Origin of the sequence: Clostridium muellerianum (genome assembly GCF_012926525.1) — a bacterium.
Lineage (GTDB): Bacteria > Bacillota > Clostridia > Clostridiales > Clostridiaceae > Clostridium_AM > Clostridium_AM muellerianum.
Genome location: NZ_JABBNI010000065.1, coordinates 102667 through 115081 on the forward strand (window position 1 = coordinate 102667; position 12415 = coordinate 115081).

Sequence of the window (12415 nt, forward strand, 5' to 3'; positions counted from 1 at the left end):
TTGAGGTACATTACTTATTCATACATTGTGATTCCACATTATTAAGGCATCTTCTTTATTATCAGCATAATAACCTTTTCTTAAACCTTCTTCTAAAAATCCATACTTCTTGTAAAGATTTTGAGCTACTATATTAGATTTTCTTACTTCTAAAGTCATATTGTGTGCACATTCAATTCGGCATATTTCAATTAAAGCTTCTAATAAAAGGTTTCCTGCACCTATACCTCTATATTCAGGATGAACTGCTATATTAGTTATATGTCCTTCATCAAGGATTAGCCACATACCTGCATAACCTATTATAACATTTTCTTTCTTAGCAACTACATACCTTGCAAATTTATTAGTTGTAACTTCATTCTCAAAAGAAGATCTGCTCCATGGTGTTGGAAAACTTAAAGAATCTATAGTAAGTACACTATCTATATGTTCTTGCTTTAAAGAAAGTATTTCGATATTATTCACTTGCTAAAGACTCCATTTTTTTTTCATATTCTCTTTCAGCTTGAGATTTTCTAATATACAAGGGTGAAAATGTATATAAGTTATCACTAATTCCCGAACTTAAACGTCCTAAACCTATTTCACCTAGAGAAGAAGCTTTTACTACGTTAAGATGTGCAGGAGCAAAGCTAACGTCTTTTATACTATCCTTTAATTTTTCTTTGAATTTATAAACAGCATCTCCTATAAAACAAACTTTATAATTTTGTTCATTTATAGTAGAAATTAAATCATCAATGGAAATAATTTTATAATCATCAATTAATTTTAATTCATTGTTAACAAAATGATATAATCCAGTATAAACATTATTACGTAAGGCATCGATAATAGGACATATAATACCTTCTGTATAGGCTAAATTATAAGCAAGAGCATCTAGTGAAGAAACACCCAAAAAAGGTTTACTAGTACCCTGACTTAACCCTTTTATTGTAGAAACACCTATCCTAAGTCCAGTAAAAGAACCAGGACCTTTTGAAACTACAAACCCATCTAAAGAATTTATATCTATTTTTAAATTTTTTAATAACTTATCTATCATGGACATTATTAAAATAGAATGTTGTTTTTTATAATTAAGTGTTATTTCACCAAGTAACTTATCATTTTCTATTACAGCACAAGTAGCTGCTTCTGTAGCTGAATCTAAACTTAAAATTTTCATATTTTATTTTAACTCCTTTATATAATCGTATCTGTTACCACAATATTCCATTGAGATCTTTCTGAAATCTGTACCTTTTTCAAGTATCTTTTCAATTTTTACAGATATATGTTCTTTAGGAATAAGCTCTTCTATGTAGTTTGACCATTCTATAATGGTAACAGCATCACTAAAAATATATTCATCAAAGCCAATAGCTTCAATTTCGTCGGGATCATTAACTCTATAAACATCAAAATGATATAATTTTAAACGACCTGTATATTCATTAACAATAGTAAAAGTTGGGCTAGTTATAGGATCAGTTATTTCAAGGCCCTTTGCGATGCCTTTAGTAAAATGAGTTTTACCAGTTCCAAGTTCTCCGTTAAGACATATTATATCACCAGGTTTTACAATACTGCCTAATTTACTCCCAAGCTCTACAGTTGATTGTACACTATCTACAATAAAATTCATTATAATTCACCTCATATGATATTTTAACCAAAACAGTACAAAAAGAAAAGTGACAGTACTTTATGAAGAAATTTTATTATTAAAAGTTAATGCTTTTTTTAAAAGAGTAAGTGCTTTTTTACAAATAAGGTTTTCATAAACCATGTTATCCATTATGTCAAAAGCTTTTTGGCTGTGAAATCCGTTTCTATATGGCCGATCTTCTGTAAGAGCTTGATAAATGTCACAAACTCCTATAATACGGCTTTCTTCTGATAATTGGTTAGCAGATAAAGACCTAGGATATCCTTTGCCGTTAAGTTTTTCATGATGATTAGATGCCCAATCACTTATGTCATCTATACCAACAATACTATCTAATATTACTTTTGTATAATACACATGAGATTTAATAATATCGAATTCTTGTGAAGTCAGAGAACCATTTTTATCAAGGATGCTCGTTGGAATAGCAAGTTTACCTATATCGTGAAGTAAACCAGAAATTTTCATTTTTATGCATTTATCTTCAGGGTATCCAATAAATTTTGAAACAGTATAAGCAAGTTCTGAAATTCCCCTAGAATGGGTAGCAGTAAATTTGCTTTTATTATCTATTATATTTGAAAATATGTATGCTATATCTTGAAATTGTTCTAAATTTAAACACTCATTTATGTTAGGAGATACAGTATTCAATATGAATTCCATAAATGATATATTTTCAATGTTAAACCAAAAAAGGTCCTTAGATGAAATTTGTAAAAAAGCGTTCACTAATTTGCTGGAAAAAATCACATTCTCGTTTTTTTTAATCCAGGATATAATATTATTTTTTTGTTTAAGAGGGGGTATAGTTTCATTATACAAAATTTCTATTAGATCACAAATTCTTATAATTTGGCTTTCAATTAGAATGTTATTTCCAGAAAGCCCCATAGCACCGCTACCATCAAAGTTTTCATGATGGTTTAATATTATATCAGAAATTTTGTTAAAAATGGGGAAATTTTTAGTTATATCTGCACCAATTTCACAATGCTTTTTTATAAAAGAATTAAATGAATGGCTTTGAACTAAATAATTAGCTGCACCAATATCATGTAAAAGTGAAGCAACATACAACTGCTTTTTTTGATCTTCACTTAATTTTATAAAGTTAGCTATTTCTAAAGCCATATATGTAGTTCTATGAGAATGATGAATAAACTTATGGCTTGTATAATCAACGTTTGAGATGTTTTCTATAACTGGAGTATCATGTTCTGAACTTACCTGAGATAAATCCAGTGATATAGACATAGCTCTTATTACATTATCTATACTTATGTTCATATGTAACCTCACTAAAATTATAATAATCTTATATAATTTTAACATAAGTATTTTATATGTAAAACATATATAGGTTGGTTTTAGATAAATTGTACAATTTTATTTTTTGAAGATGATTTATAGGAAGAGGATAAATCACAGTAGATGTGGAATTGAGGAATAAGTAAAGTAGAAAAATTATTGGATATTTTTCTGAAATATAGTGGGGGTGGAGTTAGTATGGATAGTACAATTTTTGAAAAAGTGTGGGGTGAATCTGAGCGGAAAAATTTATCATTATCAAAACAATTTTGGGATTTAAGAGCTGATGAATTTAATGAAATTTTAAGCAATAAAGATAAAAAAACAGAAAAAGCAGATTTAATAGAGTTCCTTATTTCAAAAAATGTAATTAATAAGGATAGTACTGTATTAGATATTGGTTGTGGAGTGGGAAAGCATTCTTTGGAATTTGCAAAAATCACAAAAGGCATTGTAGGTATTGATATATCATCTAAAATGTTGGAATATGCTAATCAAAATATAAAAAATTCTAGATTTGATAATATTAAGTTTAAACGTATAGCATGGCAAAATTTGAATTTAGATGATTACAATTGGAAAGAAAAATTTGATCTTGTATTTGCAGCTATGACTCCAGCAATAAACAGTAAGAATGCTTTAACAAAAATGATTGAGGCATCAAAGAAATATTGTTTTATGAGCGGATTCGTATATAGAAATGATAAAATTAAAAATGATCTTAGAGAAAAAATATTAGGCAAAGATTGTAGTAAGAAATTTGAAAATAATATTTATTATGCTTTTAATATTTTATGGAGCATGGGGATACATCCAGAAATTCAATATAGAAACGTTAAGTGGATAAAAGAATGGAGTTTGGAGAAAGCAGTAGAAGGTTATACACTTCAATTCCAGGATTCTCAAATTGAAAATTTCAAGGATATTGTAAAAAGTCATTTGGAGAGCATAAGTGAAAATGGAAAAATTAAAGAGAGTGTTGATGCAAAAATTGCCTGGATGCTTTGGAATAAAGATAAATAATAAAAAAGTATAATTATTTGCATTGTTAAAATACATTATGTAAAATAGGATTGTATGTTAATTTTTAAATTGGTTTTAAGGTTCAGATGGAATTTGTCTATTAGAATTTTTTAATGCATTTAATTACGAGGTGAATAATTTGAAAAATGCAGTATTATTATTTTTTTGTATAATATTATTAAGTGGTTGTGGATATCAGATACAAAACAAACCAGTAAAACCTGATAATGATGTAGTTAAAATGGAAACAAGAAAGGATATAGAATTAAATATTACTACTACGAATAAATTGTTATACAGTATGGTTAAAACTATATCTAAAAATATGCACTCTGTAGACTATATTTTTAAGAATAGAGATACAGAACAAAATTTTGAATTTACTTCTGATAGTTTAAACAATATAGCTAAGAAGGATTTATTGATTTATATGGGAGCGGGATTTGAACCTTGGATTGATGATTTTATAGACAAATTAAATAAAAGTAAAGTGGGGGTAATAAATGTTTCTAGAGGTGTAAAACTTTTATCCTATAATAAGGAAGTAAAATATAAAAATGCAGTATTAAAAGATAACTGTTATTACTTAATGAATATTGACAATTATAAAATAGCTTTATTGAACATTAAAAATGCAATACAAGATAAGGATCCCAAAAATAGAGATTTATATCAGAAAAATTTTTCTGAAGCAATAAAGAATGTTGAAGAATATCAAAAAGATTTAAAAACAATATCAGGTAAATTAAAAGATTGCAACTTTATATTTGCAGAAGATGAAATGAATTATTTTATTAAATATAATGACTTTAATGCAATATATACATCAAAAGATTCTAATGGTAAATGGGATTTAGAAGATAAAGTTAAAAACTCAAAAAATCTTGTGTTTTTGTACAATAATCCATTAATTTTAAAGGAAAATGAAGAGATTATAAAAAAGTATAGCATAAAGGCTGTAAATATCAAAATATATAATGGTGAAGTTAATTATGAGGATATTGTAAAATCTAATTTAGAAGCATTAAAAAATTCCTATGAAAGTGGAGCTGTAAAAAAATAATACTAAGTAAAATTATTTTTGAATATTGCTTGGATTGGAGTATATATGAAGAAGGTTTGGTTGAATACAATGTTAGAAGTAAAAAAAGAAATTGTAAGAAGTAATAATTTTAATTGTTTATGGGAGTACTTTCAAATAGTTATAGGTTGCTTTATAACAGCTATAAGTTTTAATGTTTTCTTAGCTCCAAATCAAATTGTATCAGGAGGAACTGCAGGACTATCAATAATAGTAAAGCAGCTATATGGAGTAGAGCCTGCAATTACTCAATGGGCTACTAATATTCCTTTGTTTTTTATTGGATTGCTTTTTTTAGGTAAGAAATTTGGAGTGAAAACGGCATTTGGTTCATGTGTTTTACCATTACTTATATTACTTACAAAAAATATGCCGACGGTAACACAAAATCCAATATTATCTTCAGTTTATGGCGGAGTATTGGCTGGCATTGGTTTAGGATTAGTATTTAGAAGCAATGGTTCTACAGGAGGTACATCCATAATTGCAACTCTCATTAATTATTATACTGGATTTAGTATTGGTAAATCACAGTTAATAATAGATGGACTAGTGATTTTGTCTGGTGGACTTGTTTTTAATGTAGAAAAAATATTATATGCCCTTATTGTAAACTTTATAACAGGAAAAGCTATTGATTTAATACAATTAGGATTTACCAGTTCAAAATTGGCATTTGTGGTTTCTGATAGAGTAGAAGAAATTAGAAATGCTGTTATAAAAGATTTGGACAGAGGGCTTACGAAACTATCAGGAGTTGGTGGATATACAGAAGAAGAACATGATGTTTTAATGGTAGTAATGCAGCAGATGGAAGTTAATAAGTTTAAAGTTCTAGTAAAAGAGTATGATCCTAATGCATTTATTATAATAAGTGATACACATGAAGTATTGGGAATGGGATTTGATCTTAGTAAGGTAAAACAGTAAATAAAAATAATTTAAAAAAGACTTGCAATGTTTAAAAATATAATGTATAATAGACAATGTCTTAGGGGTATGGCTCAACGGTAGAGTAGTGGTCTCCAAAACCATTGGTTGTGGGTTCAAATCCTACTGCCCCTGCCAAAAGAAAGTTTTTCAAATTATTGAAAAGCTTTCTTTTTTTATGCCAACAATTATTCTCAATTTTAAATTTCTACTAATAAAGTTTATTTGGGCATTTTAACAATTAATTTTAATTAAAATTTATAAGGTATGGTTTAAATTAGCATTTTATTTTAACAAAATGTTAATTTTTTTATAATAATCATTATAAATTTTATACATAATTTATATAAAAAGTATTGAAAGTAAAAAATAACCATATTATTATAAAAGGATTTTTGTAGAAATAAAACACTGTTGAAAAAATAAGTCGAATGTGGAACAGCAGAATAATTTTTGCGATAGATTGAAAAATAGAGTTTGTATAAAATAAGTTCAAAAAGTTTTTAAAATAGTTGAGTTAAAATAAAAGATAATTAAAAAATTAACAATAAATTGTGTGAAAAATGGAATTTTACAAGAACAGATTAAAAAATGTAATTTAATAGAAAAGTATATTTAACCATTATTTACAGCTTGAATATTTAAAAAACTCAGTGAAAAAATACTTTGCATTCTACATATAAAGTATGATATTATAATGACTAGAAGGACGTTTAACAAAGTTATCCAATAAATTTTCTAAAAATCATTTATAAGTGTATATAGAATGTACATTTTAAATTCTATTAAATAATTTTACCAAAGCTAAAAATCACATTCTAATTTAACCAAAATTTACCGAAGAAAAAGTTTGAAAAAATTAAGAAAAATCATAATTTAAAATTTAAATTTGCATAAATTTGTTGCAAAATTGAGATTTTTATGACAATAGATGTTTATTTTTTAACGTTTTTAGTATGCACAAATATAATTTCTTTATTAAATAAAATAAAAAAAGATTATAATTGTAACTATTTAGGTACAATTATTTTCTAAATAAAAAAACAATAGGGTTTAGGTAATAACAGGAATTAACTCCGTTATGTTAAGGAGGGAATTCAGCAAGGAGGGAATTTATTAAAATGGATGAAAAAGTACTTTCAATTGACAAGACTACACTTGAAATGTTGGACAAAGCTAAAAAAGATGGGGTACAAACGGCTTGGGACAGAAAAGATGCTTTAAAGACACCTTGTGGTTTTGGTTCTGCAGGTGTATGTTGTAGAAACTGTAATTTAGGACCTTGTAGAGTAAGTCCAGTTCCAGGTAAAGGTGTAGAAAGAGGTATTTGCGGTGCTGATGCAGGTGTTATCGTTTCCAGAAATTTTGCTAGAATGGTTGCAGGTGGAGTAGCAGCTCACTCAGATCATGGTAGAAGTATAGCTCTTGAACTATATCATACATCTCCTGATGGCGATATAAAGGTTAAAGATGAAAAGAAGTTGATGAAAGTAGCAGAAAGATTTAACGTTCCAACAGAGGGTAGAGATATATACGATATAGCTCATGATGTTGCACAAGCAGGATTAAACGATTTTGGTAGACAAATGGGAGAAGTTAATTTTCCACCAACACTGCCTAAAAAGAGAAAAGAAATTTGGGATAATTTAGGGATAACTCCTAGAGGATTTGATAGAGAAGTAGTTTCAATCATGCATTCAACACATATAGGATGTATGGCAGATGCTGAACCTATGATTAAAATGGCTTTGAGATGTGGACTTGCAGATGGTTGGATGGGATCATATATGGCTACAGAGTTTAGTGATATAATGTTTGGAACACCTCATTCAATAGGTACTGAAGCAAATTTAGGAGTATTAGGAGGCAATTCAGTAAATATTGTTTTACATGGTCACGAACCAGTACTTTCAGAAATGATTGTACAAGCAGCTGAAGAACCAGAAATGATAGCTTTAGCTAAAGAGCAGGGAGCAGATGGAATAAATCTTTGTGGTATGTGTTGTACTGCAAATGAAGCTACTATGAGACATGGTATTAAATTAGCAGGAAACTTTATGCAGCAAGAATTAGCAGTAGTAACAGGTGCTGTTGAAGCTTTAGTAGTTGATGTACAATGTATATTCCCTGCACTAGCAAAATTATCTGAATCATATCATACTAAATTCATAACAACTTCACCAAAAGCTAACATTAAGGGATCACTTCGTATGGAAATGGATGAAGAACATCCACTTGAAACAGCTAGACAAATTGTAAAAGAAGCAATAATGAACTTTAAAAATAGAGATAAGAACAAGGTTATGATACCAGAACTTAAATCAGAAGCAGTAGTTGGATATAGTACAGAAGAAATATTAAATAAATTAGATGGGGTTGTAAACTCTCAAATAGGACCAATGCAGACTACAAAACCTTTAGCAGATGTTATAGTTGCAGGTGTTTTAAGAGGAGCAGCAGCTGTAGTTGGATGTAATAATCCAAAGGTTCAACATGATTTTGGTCACATAGAAACTATAAAAGGCTTAATTAAGAACGATGTAATTGTTGTTGTTACAGGTTGCGCAGCTCAAGCAGCAGCTAAAGCAGGATTACTTAAGAAGGAAGCAAGAGAACTTGCAGGTCCAGGACTTAAAAAGGTATGTGAGTTAGTAGATATTCCACCAGTACTTCACATGGGTTCCTGTGTTGACATAAGCCGTATTTTAGAGCTAGTAGGTTCTGTAGCTAATCATTTAGGTGTAGATTTTAGTGATTTACCAGTAGCTGGTGTAGCTCCAGAATGGATGTCAGAGAAAGCAGTTTCAATAGGATGTTATGTAGTAGCTTCCGGTATTGATACTTGGCTTGGAACTGTTCCTCCAGTAACAGGTAGCCCAGAAGTCGTAGATATATTGACTAATAAATTGGAAGATTGGGTAGGAGCTAAATTCTTTATCCAACCAGATCCACATAAGGCTGTTGATGAAATAGTAAACAGAATTAATGAAAAACGTAAAAAATTGGGTATATAAAGTAGTATAATGAAAATAAAGTAAAAATACTTTAATAGTAATTACTTATTTAAATGAGCAAGTATTATGCCAACGTATAACTTTAAGGTATTAACTTAAAAAGTAATTTTAAAGAATCAAAATGATACAAAAAACTTTCTCGAAATGATAAAACAAAACTTTAATTTATCATTTCGAGAAAGAATTTACTTGAAACTCATTATAAAGACTTTAAATAACTAGTGAGAAGGGGGAACTATAATATGAAAATGAAAATGGCTATAACAGGAAAAGGTGGTGTAGGCAAAAGCACTTTTTCTGCCATAATAAGTAGAATATATGTAGAGGAAGGATATAAGGTATTGGCTGTAGATGCAGATCCAGATCCTAATTTAGCTTTAGCATTAGGGTTCCCACAAGAAATAATTAATGAGATAGTACCAATATCAGAAATGAAAAAGTTGGTGGCAGAGAGAACCAATTCCACACCAGGTGCTTTTGGCAAGATGTTTAAAATAAATCTAAAAGTTGATGACATACCTGAAAGATACTGTAAAGAATATAATGGAGTAAGAGTGTTAACAATGGGAACAGTAGATACTGGTGGAACTGGTTGTATTTGTCCTGAAAATGTACTCCTTAAAAAGCTTACTTCTCATTTAATACTTCAAAATAAGGATATAGTAATCATGGATATGGAAGCAGGTATTGAGCATTTAGGAAGAGGAACAGCTCAAGGGGTAGATGTATTTGTTGTTGTTGTAGAACCAGGAATTAGGAGTATTCAAACATATTATCATGTAAAAAAATTAGCTAAAGACATAGGTATAGATAAAGTTTTTGTAGTTGCAAATAAAATTAGAAATGAAGAAGATGAAAAATACGTGCTTGAAAATGTAGGTGAAGATGCCTGCCTTGGTTTTATGCATTACTGTGAAACTGTAGGTACTTCTGATAGGGTTAACCAATCTCCATACGATTCCAGTAAGGAAACCGTAGAGGAGGTAAAAAAAATAAAAGAAAAATTAGAGATGGGGGTAATTTAAATGGGTTTTAAATCAGACATCGAAATAGCACAAGAATGTAAAATGGAAGACATTAGAGAAATAGCTAAAAAGGTAGGATTACCTGAAGATGATATTGAGCTTTACGGAAAATATAAGGCTAAAGTGAATTACAATCTTTTAAAAACAACTCCTAGTAAAAAAGGCAAATTAATATTATGTACAGCAATAAATCCAACACCAGCAGGAGAAGGAAAAACTACTACATCAATAGGTGTAGCTGATGCTCTATCAAAATTAGGCAAGAATACAATAGTTGCATTAAGAGAACCATCACTGGGACCTGTATTTGGAGTTAAAGGTGGAGCAGCAGGTGGTGGATATGCACAGGTTGTTCCAATGGAAGACATTAACTTACATTTTACTGGAGATTTCCATGCAATAGGAGCAGCTAATAATTTACTAGCTGCAATGTTAGACAACCATATATATCAAGGAAATGCTTTAGACATTGATCCAAGAAGAATAGTTTGGAGAAGATGTGTTGACATGAACGACAGACAATTAAGATTTGTTGTTGATGGTTTAGGGGGAAAAGCTAATGGAATGCCAAGAGAAGATGGTTTTGATATAACTGTTGCTTCAGAAATAATGGCTATATTCTGCTTAGCTAGTAACATAACTGATTTAAAAGAAAGGCTTGCTAGAATAGTTGTAGCATATACAAGAAGTGGAGAGCCTGTAACAGCTGGACAATTAAAAGCTCAAGGACCAATGGCTGCATTACTTAAAGATGCATTAAAACCAAATCTAGTTCAAACACTAGAAGGGACACCAGCATTTGTTCATGGTGGACCATTTGCTAACATAGCTCATGGATGTAATTCAGTAATAGCTACAAGAATGGCTACTCATTTTGCTGATTACGTAGTTACAGAGGCAGGTTTCGGTGCTGACCTTGGAGCAGAAAAATTCCTGGATATTAAATGTAGAATGGCTGGATTAAAACCAGATGCAGTAGTAATAGTTGCTACAGTAAGGGCATTAAAATATAATGGCGGAGTGCCAAAAGCTGATTTAAATAATGAAAACTTAGAAGCTCTTGAAAAAGGACTTCCAAATTTATTGAAACATGTTGAAAACATAACTAAGGTATATAAATTACCAGCAGTAGTTGCAATAAATGAATTCCCAACTGATACGCAAGCTGAGTTAAAGCTAGTTGAAAACAAATGTAAGGAACTTGGCGTAAATGTTAAGTTATCACAAGTTTGGGCAAAAGGCGGAGAAGGCGGCGTAGAAGTTGCTAAAGAAGTAATGAGATTGATAGATGAAGGAAAGAATGATTTCCAATTCGCATATGATGAAAAACTACCAATTAAAGAAAAAATAAGAGCTATAGCTCAAAAGGTTTATGGTGCTGATGATGCAGTATTTACAGCACAAGCTGAAAAAGAAATAGCAGAGTTAGAGAAAAATGGATTTGGACAAACACCAATATGTGTAGCAAAAACACAATATTCTTTAACTGATGACCAGACTAAACTTGGAAGACCAACAGGATTTAACATTACAGTAAGACAAGTAACAGTTTCAGCAGGTGCAGGATTTGTTGTTGCTTTAACTGGATCAATAATGAAGATGCCAGGACTTCCTAAAGTTCCAGCAGCTGAAAGAATTGATGTTGATGAAAATGGAGTAATAAGCGGATTATTCTAATTTCAGAGGGGGAAATTACGATGAAACTAGCAGACAGAACTTGTACAGATTTTATAGAAGTCCTTGCATCAAAGGCAGCAGTGCCTGGTGGAGGTGGAGCTGCAGCTTTAGTAGGTGCTGTAGGAATGGCATTAGGAAGTATGGTTTGTAATCTTACTATAGGAAAGAGAAAATATGTTCAGTATGAAGAAAAAGTTCAAGGCATACTTGATAAAGCAGGACAGCTTCAGGAAGAACTTCTAAAACTTATAGATGCTGATGCAGAATGCTTCCTTCCTCTTTCAAAAGCATATGGTATGCCTAAGGAAACTGAAGAGGAAAAAAAGTTAAAAGAAGAAACTTTGCAGAAATGTTTAAAGTCTGCTTGTGAAGTTCCAGTGGCTATAGTTAAACAGTGTTATGAATCTATAAAACTTCATGAAGCACTAGTAGATAATTGCTCTATGCTTGCCATAAGCGATGTTGGAGTTGGTGTGCAGGCATTAAGAGCCGCTATAATTGGGGCTCAATTAAATGTAATAATCAACATAAATTCAATTAAAGATGAAGCTTATATTGAAAAAGTAAAGAAGGAAACGGAACATTTAATTCAGGATGGAATAAAAATAGCTGATGAAGTTTATGAAAAAGTAGTAAAAGCACTTAGTAAATAACAACTTTATTTAATTGGATAAAATGATATCTATGGGAAGGAGTA

General features: G+C 30.1%; 11 protein-coding genes and 1 tRNA gene. 8 read left to right on the forward strand and 4 right to left on the reverse strand.

Going from position 1 to position 12415, the window contains the following annotated elements; genetic code table 11:
- Nucleotides 1-18: 18 nt before the first annotated feature.
- Genes rimI through HBE96_RS22695 form a run of 4 tightly spaced genes read right to left on the reverse strand, consistent with a single transcriptional unit; the run spans nucleotide 19 to nucleotide 2947 of the window.
- Nucleotides 19-468: a ribosomal protein S18-alanine N-acetyltransferase gene (gene rimI, locus HBE96_RS22680; RefSeq protein WP_169299975.1), complete on the reverse strand. Its 450-nt coding sequence runs from the start codon at nucleotides 466-468 to the stop codon at nucleotides 19-21.
- Entirely contained in the window at nucleotides 461-1174 is a 714-nt protein-coding gene (gene tsaB / locus HBE96_RS22685) for a tRNA (adenosine(37)-N6)-threonylcarbamoyltransferase complex dimerization subunit type 1 TsaB (RefSeq protein WP_169299976.1), read from the reverse strand. Before tsaB ends, rimI begins: the two co-directional genes overlap by 8 nt.
- A gap of 3 nt (nucleotides 1175-1177) precedes the next feature.
- Nucleotides 1178-1633, reverse strand: coding sequence for a tRNA (adenosine(37)-N6)-threonylcarbamoyltransferase complex ATPase subunit type 1 TsaE (gene tsaE, locus HBE96_RS22690; RefSeq protein WP_169299977.1), 456 nt, complete (start codon nucleotides 1631-1633; stop codon nucleotides 1178-1180).
- Nucleotides 1634-1693: 60 nt separating this feature from the next.
- Nucleotides 1694-2947, reverse strand: coding sequence for an HD-GYP domain-containing protein (locus tag HBE96_RS22695; protein ID WP_169299978.1), 1254 nt, complete (start codon nucleotides 2945-2947; stop codon nucleotides 1694-1696).
- Nucleotides 2948-3166: 219 nt separating this feature from the next.
- Between HBE96_RS22695 and HBE96_RS22700 the strand changes: the two genes are divergently transcribed.
- The 8 genes from HBE96_RS22700 to HBE96_RS22735 all read left to right on the forward strand — a co-directional run bounded on the left by HBE96_RS22700 (nucleotide 3167) and on the right by HBE96_RS22735 (nucleotide 12371).
- Nucleotides 3167-3991, forward strand: a complete 825-nt coding sequence (locus tag HBE96_RS22700; protein WP_169299979.1) for a class I SAM-dependent methyltransferase — start codon at nucleotides 3167-3169, stop codon at nucleotides 3989-3991.
- A gap of 130 nt (nucleotides 3992-4121) precedes the next feature.
- Entirely contained in the window at nucleotides 4122-5054 is a 933-nt protein-coding gene (locus HBE96_RS22705; protein ID WP_342590217.1) for a metal ABC transporter substrate-binding protein, read from the forward strand.
- 45 nt (nucleotides 5055-5099) lie between these two features.
- Nucleotides 5100-6002 (forward strand): YitT family protein, encoded by a 903-nt coding sequence (locus tag HBE96_RS22710; RefSeq protein ID WP_243187041.1) that lies wholly within the window; start codon nucleotides 5100-5102, stop codon nucleotides 6000-6002.
- A gap of 63 nt (nucleotides 6003-6065) precedes the next feature.
- Nucleotides 6066-6140: transfer RNA gene (locus tag HBE96_RS22715), tRNA-Trp, on the forward strand.
- A gap of 983 nt (nucleotides 6141-7123) precedes the next feature.
- Entirely contained in the window at nucleotides 7124-9016 is a 1893-nt protein-coding gene (cooS, locus tag HBE96_RS22720; protein ID WP_169299981.1) for an anaerobic carbon-monoxide dehydrogenase catalytic subunit, read from the forward strand.
- 242 nt (nucleotides 9017-9258) lie between these two features.
- Nucleotides 9259-10041, forward strand: coding sequence for a nucleotide-binding protein (locus HBE96_RS22725; protein ID WP_169299982.1), 783 nt, complete (start codon nucleotides 9259-9261; stop codon nucleotides 10039-10041).
- Complete coding sequence (locus HBE96_RS22730) at nucleotides 10042-11718, forward strand: formate--tetrahydrofolate ligase (protein ID WP_169299983.1); 1677 nt, start codon at nucleotides 10042-10044, stop codon at nucleotides 11716-11718.
- A 20-nt stretch (nucleotides 11719-11738) separates the two neighbouring features.
- Complete coding sequence (locus HBE96_RS22735; protein WP_169299984.1) at nucleotides 11739-12371, forward strand: cyclodeaminase/cyclohydrolase family protein; 633 nt, start codon at nucleotides 11739-11741, stop codon at nucleotides 12369-12371.
- The last annotated feature ends 44 nt before the right edge of the window (nucleotides 12372-12415 follow it).

Excerpts from the sequence above, each read along its gene's own strand:
- HBE96_RS22710 (WP_243187041.1), top strand. The coding sequence starts at position 5,100 with ATGAAGAAGGTTTGGTTGAATACAATGTTAGAAGTAAAAAAAGAAATT.
- HBE96_RS22735 (WP_169299984.1), top strand. The coding sequence starts at position 11,739 with ATGAAACTAGCAGACAGAACTTGTACAGATTTTATAGAAGTCCTTGCA.
- cooS (WP_169299981.1), top strand. The coding sequence starts at position 7,124 with ATGGATGAAAAAGTACTTTCAATTGACAAGACTACACTTGAAATGTTG.
- HBE96_RS22725 (WP_169299982.1), top strand. The coding sequence starts at position 9,259 with ATGAAAATGAAAATGGCTATAACAGGAAAAGGTGGTGTAGGCAAAAGC.
- HBE96_RS22695 (WP_169299978.1), bottom strand. The coding sequence starts at position 2,947 with ATGAACATAAGTATAGATAATGTAATAAGAGCTATGTCTATATCACTG.
- HBE96_RS22700 (WP_169299979.1), top strand. The coding sequence starts at position 3,167 with ATGGATAGTACAATTTTTGAAAAAGTGTGGGGTGAATCTGAGCGGAAA.
- tsaB (WP_169299976.1), bottom strand. The coding sequence starts at position 1,174 with ATGAAAATTTTAAGTTTAGATTCAGCTACAGAAGCAGCTACTTGTGCT.
- tsaE (WP_169299977.1), bottom strand. The coding sequence starts at position 1,633 with ATGAATTTTATTGTAGATAGTGTACAATCAACTGTAGAGCTTGGGAGT.
- HBE96_RS22730 (WP_169299983.1), top strand. The coding sequence starts at position 10,042 with ATGGGTTTTAAATCAGACATCGAAATAGCACAAGAATGTAAAATGGAA.